The organism is Streptomyces sp. NPDC051173 (genome assembly GCF_040689515.1).
In the GTDB taxonomy this organism is placed as follows: Bacteria; Actinomycetota; Actinomycetes; order Streptomycetales; family Streptomycetaceae; genus Streptomyces.
The window spans coordinates 35,573-57,949 of record NZ_JBFBBD010000045.1 but is presented as its reverse complement, the minus strand read 5'-3'; the positions used below and the strand labels follow the sequence as shown (position 1 = coordinate 57,949).

Sequence of the window (22,377 nt, the reverse complement as noted above, 5' to 3'; positions counted from 1 at the left end):
ACCTGCGGGCCGCAGGCACTGCGGACTACGGTCCGCACATCCAGCCCGTCCGGCGATTGAGGACGCGCCCGCTGGGGGCACCTCCCAGGGGAAGGGGCGGGGCGGGAATCCGCCCCGCCCCTTCCCGCTGCCTCAGCTCACGTTCAGCGCCGTGTCGTCGATGACGAAGTCGGTCGCCAGGGAGGAGTCCTCGGTGCCGGTGAAGGTCAGCGTCACCGTCTTCCCCGCGTACGACGACAGGTCGTAGGTCTTCTGCGCGTAGCCGCTGTTGCTGTCGGCGTTGGACCAGGCGGCCAGCTGGGTGGTGCCCGCCTTGAGGGTCAGGGTGTCGTAGGCCGTGCTCCCCGTCTCCTTCGTGTCGACGTGCAGCCAGAAGCTCAGCGTCGCGTGGCAGCCCGCCGGGACGCTCACGGTCTGCGCGAGCGTGTCGGTGTGGGCGCTGCCGTAGCCGTCGAGCCACGCCTTCCAGGAACCGGAGTGCGCGGGCTGGGAGGCACTGTTGTCGATCACGCCCGAGGTCGCGGTCCAGGGCGCGGCCGTGCCGCTCTCGAAGCCCGCGTTGCCCAGCAGCTGGGCCGCCGTGCAGCTGCCGCCGGCCGCGTTGACGGTCCAGGTGAAGGAGGCGCTGCCGGTGGCCTTGGTGGAGTCCTGGGCGGTCACGGTGACGTGCGACGTGCCGGCGGTGGTCGGCGTGCCGCTGATGAGGCCGGTGGCCGTGTTGACGGACAGCCCCGCGGGCAGCCCGGTGGCGCTGTAGGTGAGCGACTGGGCGGTGTCGGAGTCGGTGGCCTTGACCGGCAGGGAGACGGCCGTGCCGACCGTGCCGCTCTGGTCGCCGGGGCTGCTCACCGAGACGCTGTTGCCGCCGGTGGAGCCGGAGGTGAAGGCGCCGGTGCCGTTGGGGGTGCCGAGCCCGGTCGGTCCGTCGTAGCCGGTGCCCGCGGTGCACAGGTAGGACGGGTTGCAGGTGCCGTTGGCGCCGCTGGTGACGTCGTTGAGCGCGGACGGGTGCGCGTAGGGGTACGAGGCCGGGTAACTGCCCGCGGCGGGCGTGCCCGCGAGGGCGTAGACCGCGGCGATGATGGGCGAGGAGGCGCTGGTGCCGCCGTAGACGTTCCAGCCGCCCGCCTGGTACGTGTCGTAGACCGCGAGCCCCGTGGCGGGGTCGGCGACGGCGGAGACGTCCGCGACGGTCCGCTGCGCGCAGCCGCTGTCGTGCTGCCAGGTGGGCTTGGCGTCGTAGGCGGAGCAGCCGGATCCGGCGCCCTGGCCGCCCGCGCTCGAGCCCCACACCGATTCGGTCCAGCCGCGCGCGTTGCCCGCGCGGCTGAGCGAAGTGCCGCCCACGGACGTCACGAAGCGTGAGGCCGCCGGGTACTCGACGCCGAAGCCGCTGTCGCCTGAGCTGACGGTGATCGCGACGCCGGGGTGGTCGAAGTAGGAGGAGTCGGACGTCGGGTCGGTCGCGTCCTCGCTGCCGCCGTAGCTGTTGGAGACGTATTTGGCGCCCATGGTCACGGCGCGGTTCACCGCGGCGCCGAGGTCGTCCATGTTCGCGCTGTTCGCCTCGACCAGCAGGATGTGGCACTGCGGGCAGACGGCGCTGACCATGTCGACGTCGAGCGAGATCTCGCCCGCCCAGCCGGAGTCGGCCGTGGGGTAGGAGGTGCCGCCGTTCTGGTCGGCCTTCTGGAAGCAGCCGTTGGCCGTGGTGCAGGCGGGCAGCCCGTACTGCGAGCGGTAGGCGGCCAGGTCCGATTCCGCGTTGGGGTCGTCGTAGGCGTCGACGACGGCCACGGTGGCGCCGGAGCCGGCCCCGGCCGGCAGGGCGTACGCGCTGCCGAGGTCGGCCGGGCCGTAGCCGGAGGGCATGATGCCCGCCGAGATGCCCTGGTGCTGCTGGATGTCCGTACGCGCCAGGGCGAGGCAGGACATCCTGCCGGGCGCGGTGGCCTGGGAGCAGAGCCGCTTGGTGTGGGCGGCGGTGGTGGTGGCGGTGGGGGTGTGCGGGGCCGCGGTGGCGGCGGGGGAGGCGGCTATCAGGCCGCCGGTGACGAGCGCCGCGAGCGAGAGCAGCGCGGTGGTGGCACGGCCCGCCGGCCGTCTGGAGCGGAAGGATCTCTTCGTCTGCCGTCTCTTGGCTTGCACGGAACAGCCCTCCATGGGGGGTCGGATGTCACCCGTGAACGGAAGAGGCCGAGGGAGCGCCGGCAGGGTCGCCGGACACAGGGAAATGTCGCGCGCATGACAAATCCCTCTCGGAAAAGTGCCACCCCGGTGGGTGGTGGCATGCATCGAACGTAGCGACGACCCTTCCCAAGGGACAACCGAGCGGACAGCAAAGGCTTGCTATCGGCGGTATCCCCGAGCACCCCTGCGACGCCGGGCGGCCAGAGGTGCCGAAAGAGGATCCCACCCGGCATTCGGCGCGGTTCATGACCTTGCTACGCCGATCGCGTGACATACCTCGCACCACCCGTTCACCGGCATCGCGGGCGGAACATTAGACTCGACAGACCGGCAAGCTCGACAGGCTCGTACAGCTCGATGAAGGAGGCACGGGTGGCGCTGCTGACCCGCATCAGGGGACCGCGCGATCTGGACCGGCTGAGTCCGGAGCAGCTCGACCGGCTGGCCGCGGAGATCCGCTCCTTCCTCGTCGACGCCGTGGCCAAGACCGGCGGCCACCTCGGCCCCAACCTCGGCGTCGTCGAGCTCACCATCGCCCTGCACCGCGTCTTCGAGTCGCCGAAGGACAAGGTCCTCTTCGACACCGGCCACCAGAGCTATGTGCACAAGCTGCTCACCGGCCGCCAGGACTTCTCGAAGCTGCGCGCCAAGGACGGCCTGTCCGGCTATCCCTCGCGCGCCGAGTCCGAGCACGACGTCATCGAGAACAGCCACGCCTCCACCGTGCTCGGCTGGGCCGACGGCCTCGCCAAGGCCAACCAGGTCCGCGGCGCCGGTGACCACGTCGTCGCCGTCATCGGTGACGGCGCGCTGACCGGCGGCATGGCCTGGGAGGCGCTCAACAACATCGCGGTCGCCAAGGACCGCCCGCTGGTGATCGTCGTCAACGACAACGAGCGGTCCTACGCCCCGACCATCGGCGGCCTCGCCAACCACCTGGCCACGCTCCGCACCACCGACGGCTACGAGCGCTTCCTGGCCCGCGGCAAGGACCTGCTGGAGCGCACCCCCGTCCTCGGCAGGCCGCTCTACGAGACGCTGCACGGCGCCAAGAAGGGCCTCAAGGACTTCATCGCCCCGCAGGGCATGTTCGAGGACCTGGGCCTGAAGTACATCGGCCCGATCGACGGCCACGACATCGAGGCCCTCGAATCCGCCCTCCAGCGCGCCAAGCGCTTCGGCGGGCCCGTCATCGTGCACTGCCTCACCCAGAAGGGCCGCGGCTACAAGCCCGCCGAGCAGCACGAGGGCGACCGCTTCCACGGCATCGGCGTCATCCACCCCGACACCGGCCTGCCGGTCTCCTCCGGCGGCGCCGACTGGACCTCCGTCTTCGGCGACGAGATGGTCGAGCTCGGCCGCGAGCGGGAGGACATCGTCGCGATCACCGCGGCCATGCTCCAGCCCGTGGGCCTGGAGAAGTTCGCCAAGGCGTTCCCCGACCGCGTCTACGACGTCGGGATCGCGGAGCAGCACGCGGCGACGTCGGCGGCCGGTCTGGCGACGGGCGGTCTGCACCCGGTCTTCGCGGTGTACGCCACCTTCCTCAACCGGGCCTTCGACCAGGTGCTGATGGACGTGGCGCTGCACAAGTGCGGTGTCACCTTCGTCCTGGACCGCGCGGGCGTCACCGGCACCGACGGTGCCTCCCACAACGGCATGTGGGACATGTCGATCCTCCAGGTCGTGCCGACCCTGCGGATCGCCGCCCCGCGCGACGCCGACCAGGTCCGCGCGCAGCTGCGCGAGGCCGTCGAGGTCAAGGACGCGCCGACCGTCGTGCGCTACTCCAAGGGCGCGGTCGGCCCGGCCGTCGAGGCCGTCGGCCGGATCGGCGGCATGGACGTCCTGCGCGAGCCCGCCGCCGGCACCGTCCCCCATAGCCTGAACGGCATGGGAGGTACCCCCACGCCGGACGTCCTCATCGTCTCCGTGGGCGCCCTCGCCCCCATGTGCCTGGAGATCGCCGCCCTGCTCGACCAGCAGGGCATCTCCTCGACCGTCGTCGACCCGCGCTGGGTCAAGCCGGTCGACGAGGCCCTGCCGCCGCTCGCCGCGCGGCACCGCGTCGTGGTCACCGTCGAGGACAACAGCCGTGCGGGCGGCGTCGGTTCGGCCGTCGCCCAGGCGCTGCGCGACGCGGACGTCGACCTTCCGCTGCGCGACTTCGGCATCCCGCCGCGCTTCCTCGACCACGCCTCCCGCAAGGAGGTCATGGCGGAGATCGGGCTGACCGCGCCGGACATCGCCCGCCAGGTGACGGGTCTGGTCTCCAAGCTCGACGGCCGCTACGAGGAGGCGGAGCCGGCCGCCGAGGTGGCCCGGGACTAGCTGTTCCCCTCGCTGTCTCCCCTCTCTGATACCGGCCGGGCTCGATCCTCGAGCCCGGCCGGCGCGCGTCTGCCACCTATCCGGGTGGAAGCGTGACCCGTCCGCATACTGCGGGATGCGTCCCATCGGGTGAATCCTGGGAGTGGTGGCCGGGCCCCACCCCATGTGGGACCGAACATCGCGGACACTCGCTCAGTTCACGGATGAGCGACGGGTCGAGCAGGAGGTGGGCCGATGAGTACGGAACAACCCCTCAAAAACAGCCCCGGAAGGCGCGGCGTCTTCCGGACCAAGTCGGTGGAGCAGTCCATCCGGGACACCGAGGAGCCCGAGCACGCGCTCCGCAAGTCCCTCACCGCCCTCGACCTCACCGTCTTCGGCGTCGGTGTCGTCATCGGCACCGGCATCTTCGTGCTCACCGGCAAGGTGGCCAAGGAGAACGCGGGCCCCTCGGTGGCCCTCGCCTTCGTCCTCGCCGGCGTCGTGTGCGGGCTCGCGGCGCTGTGCTACGCCGAGTTCGCCTCCACCGTGCCGGTCGCCGGCTCCGCGTACACCTTCTCGTACGCCTCCCTCGGCGAGCTGCCCGCCTGGATCATCGGCTGGGACCTCGTCCTGGAGCTGGCCCTGGGCTGCGCGGTCGTCGCCGTCGGCTGGTCCGGGTACATCCGCTCGCTGCTGGACAACGCGGGCTGGCACCTGCCGACGGGCCTCCAGGGCACCCACGGGGGCCACTTCGGCTTCGACATCCTCGCCTGCGCGCTCGTCCTCGTGCTCACCGTGATCCTCGTCCTCGGGATGAAGCTGTCCTCCCGGGTGACGACCGTCGTCGTCGCCGTCAAGGTCACCGTCGTCCTGATCGTGATCATCGTCGGGGCGTTCTTCGTCTCGGGCGCCAACTACCACCCGTTCATCCCCGCGTCCGTCCCCACCAAGGCCGGGGGCGACATCAAGGCCCCGCTGGTGCAGCTGATGTTCGGCTTCTCGCCGTCGAACTTCGGCCTCATGGGCATCTTCTCCGCCGCCGCCGTCGTCTTCTTCGCGTTCATCGGCTTCGACATCGTCGCCACCGCCGCCGAGGAGACCCGCAACCCGCAGCGCGACGTGCCCCGCGGCATCCTCGGCTCGCTCGCCATCTGCACGGTGCTCTACGTGGCCGTCTCCGTCGTCGTCACCGGCATGCAGCGCTACAGCGAGCTCTCCACCGACGCCCCCCTCGCCGACGCCTTCAAGGCCACCGGCCATCCCTTCTGGGCCGGGCTGATCAGCTTCGGCGCGGCCGTCGGCCTCACCACCGTCTGCATGATCCTGCTGCTCGGCCAGAGCCGGGTCTTCTTCGCGATGAGCCGGGACGGGCTGCTGCCGAGGATCTTCTCCCGCGTCCACCCCCGCTTCGGCACGCCCTACCGTTCCACGGTCCTGCTCGGCGTCGTCGTCGCCGTGCTCGCCGGCTTCACCTCCATCGACGTCCTCGCCGAACTCGTCAACATCGGTACGCTCTTCGCCTTCGTCGTCGTCGCCCTCGGCGTCATCCTGCTCCGCCGCAGCCGCCCCGACCTGCACCGGGCCTTCCGCACCCCGCTCGTCCCCCTGGTGCCGGTGCTGTCCGTCCTGGCCTCGCTGTGGCTCATGCTCAACCTGACGGCCGAGACCTGGCTGCGGTTCGCGGCCTGGATGGCGCTGGGCTTCGTCATCTACTTCGTCTACGGCCGCCGCCACAGCCGCGTGCCCTGAGCACCCCGGGCCGTGCGGGCGCGACCACGCACCCGCACGGCCCGCGGACGTCCTCAAGAGCCGGATGGTCTGAATCGCGCACCCACATCAGCCGATTCAAGCCTGTTGGGGGCACCTCCCAGCGGTAGCTGGGGGAGCTTGAGGACCTTGAGGACACCGCCGCGCAGCGGTGGTGCGCACGGCACCACCCGCAGACGACCGACCACACGATCCACCGGACAGGCCCTAGGTTGACCCGCATGCCCGTCGCCCAGCGCGCGGCCGCCCCGGCCGCCGCCCCCGCACCGCACGTCCGGGACCCGCACGGGCCCGCGGCCCCGCCGGGGAACCGCGATGCCTTCTGGCCGCGCCTGCTGCCCGTCCTCGCGGCCCTCGCCGTCGTCACCCGCCTGCCGTCCTTCCTGCGCCCCCTGTGGAACCCCGACGAGGGCTTCCTCGCCACCGAGGCCCGCATGCTCGCCCACGGCGCCGTCCTCTACGGCACCGTCGTCGACCGCAAGCCACCCGTGCTGCCCTGGCTCTACGAACTGTGCTTCGCGCTCTTCGGCGACCGCTCCCTGCTGCCCCTCAAGGCCCTCGCGGTCCTCGCCCAGCTCCTCACCGCCGTCCTGCTCGCCTCGCTCGCCCGCCGCCGCTGGGGCGAACGCGCCGGGCGTGCGGCCGGCGCGCTCTATCTCCTGGCGTCCATCGCCCTCGCCCCCGAGGACACCCAGGCCGCGGCCTTCGAGGTGTTCATGGTGCCGTGGACCGTCGCCGCCATGTGGTGTGCGGATCGCCGCCGTTGGGGCGCCGCGGGGCTCGCCGTCGCCGCCGCCATGCTGACCAAGCAGACCGGCGGAGCGGTCCTCGCCCCCGTCCTCCTCCTGCTGTGGACCGGGCGCCACCGGGCCGTGGGCGCCACCGCCCTGGCCCTCGGCGTGCTCCTGCCCACCGCCGCCGTCGCCTGTGCCACCGGCCCCGCCCGGCTGCTGTTCTGGTCCGTGACCGGTTCCGGGACGTACGCCTCGGCGGCCGGTGCCGTCGCGCTAGCCGCGGGTCAGGCGGTGTCCAACGCCGGCACCCTCGCCGTGGGCTGCGCCGGACTGCTGTTGCCGGTCGGCCGCCGGCTGCTGGACCGCTGCCGCGCCGCGCCGCCCGAGCTGTGGCTGTGGCTCGCCGCCTCGGCCGTGGCCGTCGCCACCGGCTTCCACTTCTTTGGCCACTACTACCTCCAGCTGATCCCGCCGCTCACCCTGCTGGGCACCTCGGCGCTGGCCGCCCTCGACGGGCGGCTGCTGGGCACCTCGCTCGCGCTCTCCGCCCTCTCCTGCGCGTTCTTCCTGGGCTGGGGGCTCGCCGACCAGCCGCCCGACCTGCCGCACACCCTGAAGGTGGTTCGCGCCGTCCGCGAGCGCACCGCGCCCACCGCCCGCGTGCTGTGCTGGGGCATGCACCCCGAGACGTACTGGCTCGCCGACCGCCCGCCCGCCGGACGCTTCCTGACCGCCGGGCTGCTCACCAACTACAGCGGCGGGCGCGGCCCTTCACACGTCGGCGAGGCGTACGGCGTGCCGGGCTCCTGGCCCGTCTTCCGGCGCGAACTGACCCGCCGCCCGCCCGCACTCATCGTCGACGACTCACGCGGCAAGCCGTACGGCCCGGCCCGGCTGCCGTCGCTGCGGGCGGTCCTGGACCGGGGGTACGAGAGGGTGGGCACGGCCGACGGCGCGGTCCTCTACGCCCCGGCGGGTGCGGTCACGGACGTCCCGGCCGCGAGGGGAACACCGCGCGGGGCCCGGTGACCTCGGCGCCGAGCGCCTTGACGCGCTCGCGCAGCTCGCGGTCCGCGGTGACGACCACGCAGCGCCGCCCCGGGGCCCGCTCCGCCACCACCCGCACGATCCGGTCGTCGCCGCTGCCGTCCGCCTGCTCCACCCGCACCCCGGGCACCGGCTCGACGCCGCGTGCCGCGCCCTCCACCACCAGTACGATCTCCGGCGGGGGCGTGAGCGGTGGCTCGACGGCTCCCGGCGGCAGGGCCGCGCCGTCGCCCTCCGCCGAGTACGCGACGAGCCTGTCCCGCAGCCGCCGGGCCGCGCCACGGCGGTCGCGCCACCAGCCGTCGGGCACCGAGCCGACGACATTCGCGCCGTCCACGACGAGGAGAGCAGTCATGCGACCAGCCTCCCACGTCAATTCCTGGCGGAATTCGGTGACGCCCGCGATGTTATTGTCGAGGGTCGACAAAAGGGGTCCGCGCGGTGCGCAATTGCGCCCGGGCGCGGAAATGACCCGAGTGCGAGAAAGGCTGGCAGCGAGACATGGCAGTGCGTACCGCCACCCCGGTAACCGGCTGGCTACTGCGAGGCAGTGACGGCCGTCTCACCGCCTACGCCCCGGCCGAGGGCGGTGTCGCGCGCTGGACCGAGACCCGGCCCGGCGGCCCCGAGTGGACCGGCCCGGAGCTCCTGCCCGCGCCCGGCCTGGATCCGCACCTGTCCATAGCGCGCAGCGCGCAGGGCTATGTGTATCTGGTCGGCGTCCGCCGCCGTAACGTCCCGAGCGACGCCGGCGACTGGACCGCGACCGAGGTGGTCTATGCCACACAGCTCCAGTCGGGCCGCCCGGTCACGAACTGGCGGTCGATCGGCACGCCCCACGGCCAGGAGTGGGACCGCGCGGCGCAGGTCGGCGCCCCGACGGCCGTCGTGGACTCCGTCGGCCTGCACGTCTTCGTGCGCAACGCCGGCGGCGGCGTGTGCGGCCGCCAGATGGACGCGCGCGGCATCTGGGGCCCCTGGACCGACCTGAAGGGCAGTCACGTCCTCGACGGGATGACCGCGACCGCGACCTCCGCCGGCCGCGTCGAACTCCTCGCCCCGGCGGCCGAGTTCGTGCTGCGCTGGCAGCAGGACGAGCCCGGCGGCGAGCTCCAGCGCGTCCGCAACACCCCCGCGAAGCCGGCGCCCGCGACCGCCACGGCCGTCGCGACCGGCGACGACCGGGTCACCCACTTCTGGCGCGAGGCCGCGGACTCCGCGCTCCACACGGTGCTGCCCGCGGCCGACGGGACTGACGGGGCCGACGACGAGCCGGTCAGCGCGTCCCTGGGCGCCGTCGGCACCGGCCCCGCCGCCGCGCTCCGCACGGTCCTCGACGGCCACGACTGCACGGTGCTCGCGCAGCGCGCGGTGTCCGGTCTGCCGGCTGTCGCCGTCTTCCCCAGCGGGGACGAGACGGTCGGCGGGCAGTGGTCGGAGACGGGCGAGGACTTCGCGGGGGCGCCGGCGCTGGCGCTGGACGCGGCCGGCCGGGTGACTCTCGCGGTGCTCGGTGCGGACGGTCATCTGCGGGTGGCCCGGCAGCGCGTGTCCGAGCCGGGGCTCGCGCTGGGGGATTGGGTGCGGGTTTAGTTCCTCCGTGGGTGCGGGTCCTCCGCGCCCACGAGGGGCTTTGTTTCCCGGCCCCGCCCAGCCTGGCCCCGCTCCAGCGGGTCGCACAGTCCGATGCCGTCAACACGCGAGCAGCCCCACCGAAAGAGCTTCGGTGGGGCTGCTGCGTTCTTCGAGGGGCGGTCGTCGCCGGATCGCGGGGGCTTACCGCGAGTCCGCTGCCTCTCTCTCGGCGAACTCCTTGAACCGGAGAACGGCGTCCTCCAGGGAAAACGGGTCGCAGGACGAATGGTATTTCTCGCCATCGGACCACGACCAAATCCATCGGCCATCCGGGGATTCGTGCTTCGACTTTCGAAGCTCGCGCCCTTCGATGGTGGTTCCGATCAGGTCAATCTCGATGATCCATCCCGGATTGTCCAGAGTCGCGATCCGGACGCCGAACTCGTGTTCCCAGTCCTCGTCGCATTGGGATTCGTACCAAAACTGGAGAAAGTGCAGTGCGTTCATGTGATCACGGGCATCCCATCGGCTTCTCCCAATCCTTCAACGCCCTGGCGCTCCCGTCCGCCTCATTGATGTGCGGCGTCGGAACCACCGATCCATCCGCATTCGTGTGTGAAGGACCGAAGCGGTCGAAGCGCTTGGCCAAGTCGAACGACCTCGGGTCCCGGGGATTGGTGTTGGGCGTCCATTCAGCGTATTTCTTGATCTCGCCAGTGGCGTTGTCCCGCATGAAGGTCGTATGCGGGCCTTCCGCGTCCGGGTGAGGCCGCTGGCGCGGCGGTCGGGCGTTGTGCACCAGCACCGGCGCCGCGCCCGCCTGCACATAGTACGTATGGATCCCGCTGACCGAGAGGTTGAACACCTGCTGGACCGCGGTCCACGCGCGCGCCGCCGTGACCTTGACCCACGTGCCCGTCGAAGTGCGGAGCAGTGCGCCCGGCTTGATGTCGCCGGCCTTGGCCCAGGTGTGCTGGTCCTCCAGCCAGAACGGGTGGCCCTCGGTCGCCGTGATGGTGTCGGTGGCGTCACCCTTGTCGCCGTCCGTGTCGACGGTGAGCTTCACCAGGTGCTTCTCGCCGTTGCCGACGATGACGTCCTCCACCGGGCGGGCTTCGGTCCTGCCCGTCGTCGGGTCGGTCGCGAGGACCTTTTCACCGACCTGGATGTCCTTGATCGGCTTTGTGGAGCCGTCGGCCATCGCCACCAGGGTTTCCGGGGTGAAGCTGTTCGGGACGGGGCAGGTCGCTCCGGCGGCTTCCTCCACGGCCTTCTCGACCTTCTTGGCCGTCTTCGAGCCCCCGGCAGCGGCGTGCTCGACCTTGCCGGCCATCCGCACGGCCTTCGCCCCGCGTACCGCTCCTGTGGAGCCCGGAACGAAGAGGCTCGCCACGGTCACCGCCGTCCACAGGCACGCCTCGACGTCGCCCTTCGTGGCGCACGCGACGGCGTCGTTGATGCCGGTGACCTCAGCCGTGAAGTCCCACGCCGCCTTCAGGTACGGCGCGGCGGTCTGGGCGAACTCGGACACCGCCGTGATCGCGGTGTCGACCGCGGAGACCATCTTGGCGCTCACGTCGGACACGATCTTCGTGACCTCGGTGGCCACCTTGGCCACGTCCTGGACGATCTGCTTGGTCTCCTGGACGATCGCGGCCGGCAGATTGACCGCGACGGCGACCGCCGTCTTCATACCGGCGTAGACCGGGCGAAGTGCCTTGGCCAGGACCGGTATCGGATTGTGGGTCGCGATGTACTTCTTCGCGGCGCGGGCCTTGTCGCTGATGTACCTCTTGCTCTCGCGGTAGATCTGTGCCGCTGATTTGTAGACCCTGGTGGACTGGTTCCTCAGGTACCGGCCCGCGGACGAAACCTTGTTGCCCAGCCACCTGACCCCGGACGAGACCTTCTCGGACACCCAGTTGACCGCCGAGCGGACCTTGTTCTCCACGTAGTGGTAGGCCGAGGTGACCTTCTTCTCCACCCAGTGGTAGGCCGACGTGACCTTCTTCTCCACGTAGTGGTAGGTCGAGGTCGCCACGTGCTTGACCTTGTTCGCGGCCTTCTTGAGCCACTTGGGCCAGTGCCCCGTCGGATCCGTGTGGTCCATCGGATCCGCGTTGGCGTACGTGTAGCGGTTCGCCTGTACGGACGGGTTCGGGTCCAGAGCCATCGAGTCGCGCGACGTGAACGCCCCGGTCCCCGAGTCGTACCACCGCGCGGCCATGTTGACCTGCTGCGAGCCCGGGTCCGTCCAGTCGCCCTGGTACCCGATGGAGATCTGCTCGCCCGCGGTGGCGGTCGCCTTGCCGAACGGGTCGAAGCCCACCGACGAAGCGAGCTGCTTCGGGTCGGAGTCCTTCGCGTCGACGGTGCCGACGACGTCGCCGTGACGGTCGTCCATCGCGAGGCGCGTCGCGCCGCCCTGGGTGACGGAGAGCAGCTCGCCTGTCAGCCCACGGCTGTAGACACCGCGCCCGTCCGCGACGACATCGTCACCCAGTCCCGAGTACGTGTGCTGTGTGCCGTCACGGTCGACCAGGCGGCCGAACGCGTCGTACTCGTAGGAGATGTCCCCCTGCTTGGCCAGCTGGCCGAAGGCGTCGAAGCGGCTCTCCTCCGCCAGGCCGGAGGTCGACGAGGACTTCCGGGTGCCGCGCGCACTGTAGGCATACGTCGAATCCCCGTCGGCCTGCAGCTGGTTGCGGGCGTCGTACGACGCCTTGCGCTCGCCGGACTGGACGCGGTTGCCGGCGTCGTCCCACGAGTAGCCGGTGGTCTTGCCGCCCTTGTCCGTCCATGAGGTCAGACGCCCGGCGTCGTCATAGGTGTACTTCTGCTCGCCCGCGTCCGCCGTACCGGTCGTCTTCTTCGACGTCAGGCGGTCGTTGTCGTCGAAGCGGTACTCGGCGGTGGCCAGCACCGTCCCCGAGGCGGACGACTTGGTGACGTCGGAGGTCTGCCGGCCCAGCGAGTCGTAGCCGAAGCTGCGGCTGACGCCGGGTGAGTCGATGCCCTCCAGGGCACCCGACTTGTCGTAGCGGTACGCGAACAGCTGCTGCGACTGGGCGTCCTTGACCGACTTCAGCCGGCCCTTCTCGTAGCCGAACACCGCGGTGCCTGCGTCGTCGACGCGGGTGAGCAGCCGCCCGTCCTCGTCGTAGCCGAAGCCGGCCTCGCCGGAGCGGCCGTGTGCGGCGGTGAGCAGACCGCGGTCGTTGTACTCGTAGGTGTTGACACCCTTCGGCGCGCTTGCCGAGACGACACGGCCGTTGGCGTCGTACTCGTAGACGCGGTCCGGGGTCGAGACCTCCGCACCGGTACCGGTCTCGCGCAGCAGCAGACCGCTCGGGTCGTACGTGCGCCGGCGTTCCACCTTGCCGGGCTCGGTGAGCACGACCGGGTTGCCGACGGCGTCGTAGCCCGTGGTCCACGTACGGTCGGCGGCGGCCGGGAACTCCTTGGTCTCCGGCTCGATCACCGCCTCAGGCAGGCCGAGGGTGTTGAAGGTGTAACGGGTGGTGTTCCCGCGGCCGTCGGTGTAGCGCGTGCGGTTGCCGTTCGCGTCGTAGCCGAAGGTCGTGGTGATGGTCTTGCCGGAGCTGACCGGCTCCACCTGCTGGACGAGCTGGTTCTGCGCGTCGAAGGAGAAGCTGGTCGTCTTGCCCTTCGCATCGGTCGAGGCGACCACGTTGCCCGCGAAGTCGTAGCGGAAGCCGCGGTCACGCAGCGGGTTGTCGTCCTTGTCCAGCCAGAGCTGGCCGGTCATCCGGCCGGCTTGGTCGTAGGTCTGCCGCACCGAACGGCCCAGGGCGTCGGTGTTGCTGATGACGCGCCCCGCCATGTCGTAGCCGGTCCGGGTCTTCACCCCGGACGGGTCCTCGGTGCCGGTCAGCTGGCCCAGGGTGTCGTAGGTGTAGCGGGTGGTGTCACCGGCGGGCGTGGTCTTGGCGACCATGCGGTCGGCGTCGTCGTAGGCGAAGGTCGACGTGAAGTACCGGGTCTGTCCGGGCTTTCGCTCCACCTGGGTCGCCGTGGCGAGCCGGCCGAGACCGTCGTACGTGCTCTCGGTGCGCGCCCCTGTCGGGTCGGTCTCCGAGAGCTGCTCACCGGTGCGGCTGTAGGTGTACGACCACACGGCACCCGCGCCGGAGGGCACGCCCTTGCCGGGCTCGGTGACGAGACCGAGCAGCTTCGAGGCGCGCGGCTCCTCCCGCTGGACCAGGCGGCCCAACTGGTCGTAGCTGAAGCGCTTGGTGTTGCCGAGCGCGTCGGTGGTCGCGGTGACCCGGCCCGCCGCGTCGTACTCGTTGCGGCTGACGGGGGTGATGGGCTCGGATGCGCCGGGCGGGGTGTAGGAGGGAGAGGTGCTCGACGTGGGGCGGCCGGACTTGTCGAAGGTGACCGAGGTCAGCCTGCCCTGCGGGTCCTTGGTCTGGGTCGCCTCGTCGAAGGCGTTGTAGCCGGTGACGGTGGTGGGGCGCAGCTTGACGGCCTTGCCGGTGTCGCCCTCCTGGCCGGTCTCCACGTCCGCGGTGGGCTCGGTGACCGAGATCTGGCGGCCGAGCGCGTCGTAGGCGTGGGTGGTGGTGAACTCCTCCGCACTCGCGCCTTCGGCGTTGCCGCGCGGCTCGGTCTCTGCGAGCAGCAGACCGCGCTGGTCCCACTGGAAGGTGGTGGTCAGGCGCTGCTTGCCGTTCTGCGTGGTCTCGCTCAGCTCGCGGCCGACGGCGTCGTAGGTGTAGTCGACGACCTCGGAGTTGCTGCTGCTGAACGGGATGTTGGAGGACCGGCCGGTGTGGACGACACGGGTCACGTTGTCCGCGTCGTCATAGGTGTAGGCGACCTTGCGGTCCAGCTTGCCCGGGTCGGTGGTGATGGTCTGCGTACGGCCCGACACGTCGTAGCCGTACTCGGTGGTGACCGTGCCGTTGCCGGTGACCTTGCGTGTCACGTTGCCGAGCGCGTCATAGGTGTCGCGCTCCAGGTCGATGTCGCGGGTGGAGCCGTCCGGCTGCGGCACGTCCAGTGCGCGCACGGCCTTCTGCAGGCCGTCGTCGTAGTAACTGAACTCGCGCGTGCGGCCCATGGCATCGGTGTGGCGGGTGAGCCGGCCGGCCATGTCGTACGCGTAGGAGTCGGTCACCAGGACCTTCTCGTCACCCGAGGAGTCCTTGGGTGCTTCCTGCGGGTCGCCGCGCCAGTCGCGCACCCGCACCTCGGCCACGCTGTTGCGCGGGGTGTAGACGGTCTCGGAGCGGGTGCCGTTGGGGTCGACCTCCCAGACGCGGTTGCCCAGTGCGTCGTAGCCGTAGCTGGTCTCGGCGCCCTCGGCGTCCGTCACCCGCACCGGCCGTGCCGAGTCGTCGTACTCGGTACGGGTCTCGCGCGCGGGGTCGCCACCGGTGAGGTCGGCGACCTCGGAGCGGACCTGCAGACCGTCCTTGTCGTATTCGAGGGTCGTGCGCTGGGTGTGCGTGACGCCGGTGATCTCGTTCTTGACGCCGGGCTTGGTGGTGGTGACCACGCGGTTGACGCCGTCGTAGGTGAAGGTGGCGGTCACGCCCTTGGGCTGGGAGTCGCTGATGTCGGTCTCGGTGAGCTTGCGGCCGAGCCGGTCGTAGGTGTAACGGGTGATCAGCCCTGCCGGGTCGGTGGTCTCCGCGAGATCACCGTTGGCGAAGTAGCGGTACCGGGTCGTCTTGCCCTTGGCGTCGGTCATCGACGCCAGCAGTCCGCCGGGCATGGCCCCCTGGCCGTCGAAGGCCGGCTCGCTGCCCGTGGTGAAGGTCCGGGTCGCCTTGCGGCTGTCCGGGGCGGTCTGCTCGGTCAGCTGACCCCGGGCGTCGTAGGAGTACGTCGTCCGGTAGGTGTTGTCCGAGGCGTCCTTCGACCGGGCGTCACGGGACTCGGTGAGCTTGCCGTTGCGGGGATCGACCGGGTCCTGGTCGTTGAGGTAGTAGCTGTAGTAGGTCGTCTGGCACTCGCCCACGCCGCGGCAGGTCGTCCGGGTGGCGACGTTGCCCCGGCCGTCGTAGGTCATGTCCAGCGCGTGGCCGAGCTCGTCCACGACGCGGTTCTGCAGCCCCTTGTCGTCGTAGCCGAAGCCGCGCACGCCCATGGCGTTCACGGCACCGCCGACGAACTCCGGGTCGGGGTAGTCGACAGGAGGCCCGCCGGTGCCGGTCCGGCCGCCCTCGAAGAGGCCGCCCTCGGGGATGCCGGGCTCGGCGGAGCCCTTGGGCCTGGGCTTCTCGGTCTCCTTGGCGTTGTCGCGCAGCGGGGAGACGTAGCGGATGATGCGGCCCGCGAGGGGGTCGTAGTCGTAGAAGTGGCGGCGGTCCTTCGGGTCCGTCACCTGGACGGTGCGGACGAGCTCCTTGCCGTACAGGCCCGTGACCGGGACGCCGAGCTTCCACTGGCCGCCGTTGACGTCGGTCAGCTTGCTGACGCGGTCCACATTGGTGTCGTAGGTGACCTCGACGGCCGTGCGGCCGTTGGGCGTCGTCACCTTGGTCAGCTGGTCGGCCCGGTCGCGTGCGGCGTGGAGCGACTGCGCCGCGGAGGTGCCGAGCGGCTTGTGGTGGACCGTGACCTCGTCGATGTCGCCCTTGAAGTACGCGGTGCCCTTGGACGGCGCGGACGGCCAGGAGTAGGCCCAGCCGGTGCCTATCTCGGCGAAGCGCTGGGCGCTGTGATCGACCGGCGCGTCGAGGGTGCCGTTGTTCCTGCCGTCGACGAAGAGCGTCTGCCGGGCGCCGTCCGAACTGATCACGGCTTGGTGCCACTTGCCGTCGTTGACGGCGGTGGCAGAGGTGAGGGGCGTGATGCTGCCGGTGCGGAACTGGCCGCGCAGCTTGCCGTCGGACCCGACGTACAGGACGGGCGCGCTGGACCCGGCGGCGGAGTCGGAGTGCTTGTCGGACCGGTAGTTCAGCAGGACACCGCTGCCGGTGGTGCGGAACCACATGCTGACCGCGAGGTTGCGCTGCAGGTTCAGCAGGTTCTCGGGCAGGTCCACGCGTGAGGAGGTGCCGTTGAAGGTGGCCGCGTTCTCCTCCGTACCGCTGAGCGGTCCGGTGGCGTCGTGGCCGACGTTCACGTACTGGGCCTGGTCCTTGCCCTGGTTGACGGTGACCTGGCTGACGGCGTCGTCGCCCGAGTCCTCGCCGAACCGCCAGTAGGCGTACGGGCCCGAGTCCAGGGCCACGCTGCGGTAGTGCGAGCCGGCCGTGTACTCGTAGGTGGTGCAGGTCTTCTCGGGTGAGCAGACCTTGGTCAGCTTGTCGCCCTCGTACTCATACGTCCAGGTCAGCGGCTTGGTTCCGAGGGGGTCGGTGCCGACGGCGGTGACATGGCCGCCCGACCACTGGAAGAACAGGCTCCGCTTGCTGGTGTCGTTGCCGACCTGGACGAGTTTGCCGTCCGTGTACGTGAGGGTCTGCGTGAGTCCGCTCGCGTCCGTGACCGTGCCGAGCCGGCCGTCGCCGCGGAAGCCGTACCGCACGCCGTTCTTGTCGGTCAGCTGCCAGCCGCCGTCCTTGGCCGACGCGAACACCGCGTCACGGCCCTGGGGCGGGGCGAAGGAGCCGTTGGCGTTGCGGCCGAAGCGGACCTGCTGGCCGTCGGGGTAGGTGACGACCACGTTGCCGGTGCCGTCGTCGTCGGGGGTCACGCGCATGTCGAGGCGTGAGGCCCAGCCGGCGCCGAAGGTGTGGCTCGTGCTGGGGTCGAGGCTGTTGTAGGTCCGGGCGACGGTGAGGTCCGGACCGACGGTGGGCACCGAGGCGTCGACGGCCGAGCTGGCGAAGTTGCCGACCTGCGGGTCGAAGGGCTTGTCGGAGGAGCCGTAGGGCGATCCGGCCAGGTGCGAGGTGACGACCGGCTGGGGGACCGAGGTCAGAAAGGTGGTGTAGGGCAGCTCGGGGCTGGTGGCGGCGTTGTCCTTGCTCCAGGGGCGCCACAGATACGTCTTGGACCAGGAGAGTTTGCCGGAGGGCACGACCCAGCTGCGGTCAGGGGACCAGTCGGAGAAGAAGCAGTCTTTCGGCTTGTTGTCCTTGCTGGCCTCGCAGACCTCGTAGCGGTACTGCAGCTTCTGGCCGGTGTGGTCCATGTCCCGCGCGTTGGCCCACAGCTCCGGGGAGAGCGTCTGGGACTGGTAGCCGTTGGCCGGGTGGAAGGCATCGACCACCGGGGGGATGGCCATCACGTTCAGCGCGAGACGGACCGGCGGAACGCCCTCGTCGGTGAAGACGGCCTTGCCCTTGCGGACCATGGAGAAGTCGAAGAGGTACTGGCCGGCCTCCGCCTTGTGGATCACGGCGTCGAGAGTGACGCTCGCGCCACGGGGCACGTCCTTGGGGAGCTGGGCGGCGGCCGCCTGCTTGACGAGCTTTCCGTCCTTGTAGGAGCGGTAGCCCAGTTCGTAGGTGGCGGGCGTCCAGGTCTCGGCACCGAGGTTGGTGACCTTGATCTTGACCTTGCCGTCCGTGCCGCGGCTGACCGGCGGCTGCGGCGTGGACCGTTCGATCGAGTACTTGGCGTTGTACGGCGTGTGCGTCACGTACAGCGACGGCGGGTTGGCGCTGCTGGTGCTGGAGAACTTCTTCCAGTTCGTCGATTCGGAGTCCGCGCCGCGCAGCGTCAGACCGTAGTTGGGCCGGCTTCCGTCGGCCCAGCCCTCGACGAGGTCGCGGCCCTTGGTGCCGAGGTCGATGGCCTCCCAGGCCGCCGGGCAGGAGGAGCTGGACTGTCCCTCGCCGATGTATCCGTGGGCGAAGGAGGAACCGGCCATCTTCGGGCCGTATTTGGGACCGGGGTAGGAATGCCCCTTGCCCGCGGTCCATGCCTCGGTGACAGGATGGACGTTCACCTCGCGTGGGCGGCAGGAAGCCGACCAGTAGTTCAGCACGGTGAGCGAAGCGCCGAAGATCTTGTGGTTGCGCAGCTTGGACGCCACGCCGGGGAAGGCCAGGTAACTGGCGGCCTGACTGGTGGTACCGCCATCGGTGACCGAGCCCAGCTTCAGGGTGTCCTCGGAGGACGAACTCCAGTTGTTACCACCGGACTTCTCCACGTACATGCTGGAGGAGGCCCCGACCGGCTCCACCATGGGCGGGTCGACACGGATGGGGAACTGGCGCTCCGGAGCGGCGAGCCAGTCGCTGTCGAGCTCCACGCGCAGCGCCTGGCCGCCGTCCTGCTCGACGATCCGGTAGTCCACCCTGGTGGATATCGCGCCGTCACCGGACTCGGGGTTGACCTTGGAGTCCTCCATGTACCCGTGCGGGATACGGACGCGCTGCTTGCCGTCCGCGTCCTTCAGGACCACGTCGCCGTTGTCGACGGACGCCGTCAGTCCCTTGGTCCGCAGCGGGAAGGTCCAGCTGCGCGGCGCGTTCGCCGAGCGCAGGACCATGACCTCCTTGAGGCCGCCGGGCTTGGATATCAGCTCCAGGTCGGCGTCCTTGAGGACAGCGGGGTAGGTGACGGAAAAGGGGTTCCTCTCGTCGGTGCGGCCGGCCGAGCGCTGTGCGCCTTCCAGACCGAACGCGACCTCGTGGTCGGCGTCGACGACGAGCCGGGCCAGGTCCTTGCTGTCGGCCTGCGCCGCGAGATCGATGCCGAGGCTGTCGGCCGCGTTGTGCCAGCCGCCGCCCTTGCCGCTTTTGGGGACGACGCGGGCGTCGATGGGCTGCCAGCTGCCGTCGGGCAGCCGGAAGTTGAGCCTTTCCTTGGAGAACTGGGTGGTCTGGGAGCCGTCCTTGTTGGTGAAGGTGCGCTCGAACTCGCCCCGTTTGTCAGCTGCCTCGGCGCTGCTCTTGGGGTCGTAGCCCTTGACGTCCTTTGCGGGCGCCTCCTCGACCTTGGCTTCGTTGCGAGCGGTCGGGGTGGGTGCGTCGGGGTGCTCCACGGCGTATTTACCGTGCAGGGTCTGCGGGCCGGTGGCCTTGACGGGCTCGGCTTCGCCGTCGAGATGGTCCCGCCCTGCCGCGCTTCCCCAGCGCTGCCCGCCGGGGCGCTTCGTATGGCCCTTGACGCCCGGCAGTTCGGGCCCGGACTCGGGCCGCTCCACGGCCTCGGAGGGTGCGGCACCGGCGAACACCAGCATCGCGGCGGTCAGCGCGGCGGCCCGGCTCAGGCCGGGCCGCCGACTGAAGAACGAGCGGTGTCTGAAACCACCGCGGCGGCGACGCGCACCGGGACCGGTGCGCCGACTGCCAGGAATCACGAAGTACTCCACCCCAAGCGTCGTCTCAAAACGCGACTAACCCCCGCGAAACGGCAGAGGTTGCCACAGAAAGCCACAACCATGAGATGGCGGGCATAGGTTGATGTTCTATCCGAATAAAGATCGACATTGCAAGGTGATGGTGCGTTCATTGCGAGTCAATAAGTCGATCTATGGCGAGCGATTACGCTCCGCGCTCACAAATGAGGAACTGTGGGGTTTTTGTCCTGGATCCCGGTGATCGAGCGTAATTGCCATATCAATTGGAGGTAAAGGGTGTGGTTACGATGCATGTCGCCCGACCTCGTTCTCGGCCGGGCCTCGGGTCGCGACCGGCCCCTGTCTCCCCGTCATGAAAGCGCTCCCGCATGCCGAAGAGCCGTTTCCGCCCGTCTGCCTCCCGTGCGGCAGCCCTCACCCTCGCCGCCGTCACGGCCCTGCCCCTGGGGCTGGTGTGCGCGCCCGCGGCCTCGGCGGACCCGACACCCACCGCCGCGGCGCCGACCGTGCAGGTGAGCTGCCGCCCGCAGACCGAGCTGTACGCCTCGGCCGCCGACGGTCCGCTGAAGTACTACGCGCACGCCGACCCGGCCAACGGCTCGTTCAACTGGCCCGTCATCAACAAGGAGATCGGCACCGGGGGTTGGCAGGCACCCCGCCTCACCCTCGGCGGCGCGGGCGGCTGGTTCTACAGCATCAACTCCGAGGGCAACCTCTTCCGCTATCGCTACGACCCCGAGGCCAACAGCTGGGAGCGAGCCCGCGGTGAGAAGATCGACGACGGGTGGGGGGCCTTCATCGCCCCCGCCCGGCGCAACCGCGTCACGGTCGACGACCGCGGCAACATCTTCGCCGTCTTCGACGACGGCACGCTGCGGTTCTACCGCTACGACCAGAAGACCGGCGCGCCCCTGCCGGGCCGGGGCCGCATCATCGACACGAGCGGCTGGGGTGAGTACGACCTCATCGTCGCCGCGGGTGACGGCCTGATCTTCGCCCGCAAGGGCGGCGACCTCTACCGCTACCGCTACGACGTCGACCGGCAGCAGTGGCTGGACGTGAAGGCCCCGGCCTGGGCGGTCGGCTGGCAGAACCTGCGGGAGATCCGCTCGGCCGGCGGTGGCACCCTCTACGCCCTGCACCAGGACGGCACGCTCTTCTGGTACCGCTGGGACCAGAACGCCGGCGTCTGGGTGGACGGCACCCGCCGCAAGGCCGGGTGGGGTTTCCAGGGGTTCCAGGGCATCGCCATGCGCACGGACGCCTGCCACGCTCCCGCGCAGCCGGAGCCGGCCCCCGTCACCCCGCGCCCCCGCATCCCCGCCGCTCTGCGCCAGGGCAGGGACCAGCTCATCCAGCAGTTCTACGTCGACGAACGCGGCTGGCTCATCCAGGGCGCGCAGCGTGAGATCAACGACATCGGCACCGTGGTCTACAGCGTTGTGCCCGGCGCGCAGAACATGGTCGACCAGCCCGTCGTCACCGAGCAGGCCGACGGCACCCCGATGGCCTTCGTCCTGGGCAAGGACGGCCACATCTACATGACCAAGCGTCAGCCGGGCGCGACCTGGTCCCCGCTGACGGACCTCGGCGGGAACTTCGCCGCCGCCCCGACGGTGTTCCGAAACTCCAACGGCATCGTGGCGGTGCACGCCTTCGGCCGCGACGGCAAGCTCTGGTACCTGAACCAGCGCGCGGCCAACAGCGAGGACTTCATCCCGTGGCGGACCCAGGACGCCTACTCTTCCGTACCCGCGGGCTACGAGCAGGCCAGGTTCGCCGGGGCGAGCCAGGCGACCGTGGTGGACGGGGAGAGTGACCGCCCGTTCGTCCTGGGCATCGACAAGCAGGGCCGTCTCGGCGTGAACCGCGCCGATGACCAGCGCAACGGCTGGTGGGTGTGGGGTGTCTCCGACGTCACCGGGCTCACCGGTACCCCCGTCGCGGCCCGCGGGGCGGACGGCAGGATGACGGCCTTCGCCCGGAACAAGGACGGGGAGATCTGGATGGCGACCGAGTCCGCGCGCTCGTCCGGCGGCAAGACCCTCAACGGCTTCTTCGGCGACGGGGCCGTGATCCCGGGCGTGAAGACCGAAGGGTCCCCCGTGGCCGTCGTCAACAAGGACAAGACGCTCGGCGTTCTCGTCCGCGACGACAAGGGTTATGTCCGCTATTCCGCCCAGCGCCCGGACGGGTCCTTCGGCGGCTGGTCCTTGGTCTGGTCCGGCAAGGCGGCCACCGATCCCTCGATCGTGCAGCTCGGCGACGGCCGTTGGGGTGTCTTCTTCCTCGACACCGAGGGCGTGGAGCGCATGTACTGGCTCTCGGCGGCCAACGGCTCGCCCGCCCTGGCGTCCCCGGGCGCGAGGACGAAGCGCAGCACCGGGCCCGAGTCGCCGTTCACCGGTGGCCCCACGGCGAAGCAGGGCGCGGGCAAGCCGTCCGCGAACGCTGACAAGTAGTCATCCGCGCGGGCCCGTTGGTGATGCCGTAGCTTGCGTGACGGTGCGGGTGAGA

The 22,377-nt window shown here is 70.4% G+C and carries 9 protein-coding genes; 5 read left to right on the top strand and 4 right to left on the bottom strand.

Going from position 1 to position 22,377, the window contains the following annotated elements; genetic code table 11:
• Positions 1 to 132 precede the first annotated feature (132 nt).
• The gene (locus tag AB0435_RS22520; RefSeq protein ID WP_366427804.1) at positions 133 to 2,148 is read right to left on the bottom strand and encodes a putative Ig domain-containing protein; all 2,016 of its coding nucleotides are present in this window, start codon (positions 2,146 to 2,148) and stop codon (positions 133 to 135) included.
• Between the two features lie 414 nt (positions 2,149 to 2,562).
• Here AB0435_RS22520 and dxs point away from each other — a divergent pair, with 414 nt between their 5' ends.
• From dxs to AB0435_RS22505, 3 genes are all read left to right on the top strand, one after another.
• Positions 2,563 to 4,521 (top strand): 1-deoxy-D-xylulose-5-phosphate synthase, encoded by a 1,959-nt coding sequence (gene dxs / locus AB0435_RS22515; RefSeq protein WP_366427803.1) that lies wholly within the window; start codon positions 2,563 to 2,565, stop codon positions 4,519 to 4,521.
• A 234-nt stretch (positions 4,522 to 4,755) separates the two neighbouring features.
• A complete protein-coding gene (locus AB0435_RS22510; protein WP_366427802.1) occupies positions 4,756 to 6,252 on the top strand; it encodes an amino acid permease in 1,497 nt (498 codons plus the stop codon).
• A 239-nt stretch (positions 6,253 to 6,491) separates the two neighbouring features.
• Positions 6,492 to 8,033 carry a glycosyltransferase family 39 protein gene (locus tag AB0435_RS22505; RefSeq protein ID WP_366427801.1) on the top strand — a complete coding sequence of 514 codons (1,542 nt, stop codon included), beginning with the start codon at positions 6,492 to 6,494 and terminating at the stop codon, positions 8,031 to 8,033.
• Here AB0435_RS22505 and AB0435_RS22500 read toward each other — a convergent pair.
• Complete coding sequence (locus AB0435_RS22500) at positions 7,987 to 8,406, bottom strand: NTP pyrophosphohydrolase (protein ID WP_366008404.1); 420 nt, start codon at positions 8,404 to 8,406, stop codon at positions 7,987 to 7,989. The two genes, AB0435_RS22505 and AB0435_RS22500, sit on opposite strands and share 47 nt — an antisense overlap.
• Positions 8,407 to 8,552: 146 nt before the next feature.
• Between AB0435_RS22500 and AB0435_RS22495 the strand changes: the two genes are divergently transcribed.
• Positions 8,553 to 9,644, top strand: coding sequence for a hypothetical protein (locus AB0435_RS22495; RefSeq protein WP_366427800.1), 1,092 nt, complete (start codon positions 8,553 to 8,555; stop codon positions 9,642 to 9,644).
• 183 nt (positions 9,645 to 9,827) lie between these two features.
• On the opposite strand, the gene AB0435_RS22490 is transcribed toward AB0435_RS22495, so the two are convergent.
• Both AB0435_RS22490 and AB0435_RS22485 read right to left on the bottom strand, forming a co-directional pair.
• Positions 9,828 to 10,133, bottom strand: a complete 306-nt coding sequence (locus AB0435_RS22490) for an Imm53 family immunity protein (RefSeq protein ID WP_366006678.1) — start codon at positions 10,131 to 10,133, stop codon at positions 9,828 to 9,830.
• A gap of 4 nt (positions 10,134 to 10,137) precedes the next feature.
• Positions 10,138 to 19,860, bottom strand: a complete 9,723-nt coding sequence (locus AB0435_RS22485) for a DNRLRE domain-containing protein (protein WP_366427799.1) — start codon at positions 19,858 to 19,860, stop codon at positions 10,138 to 10,140.
• Positions 19,861 to 20,228: 368 nt separating this feature from the next.
• Here AB0435_RS22485 and AB0435_RS22480 point away from each other — a divergent pair, with 368 nt between their 5' ends.
• The gene (locus tag AB0435_RS22480) at positions 20,229 to 22,322 is read left to right on the top strand and encodes a tachylectin-related carbohydrate-binding protein (RefSeq protein ID WP_366427798.1); all 2,094 of its coding nucleotides are present in this window, start codon (positions 20,229 to 20,231) and stop codon (positions 22,320 to 22,322) included.
• Positions 22,323 to 22,377 lie beyond the last annotated feature (55 nt).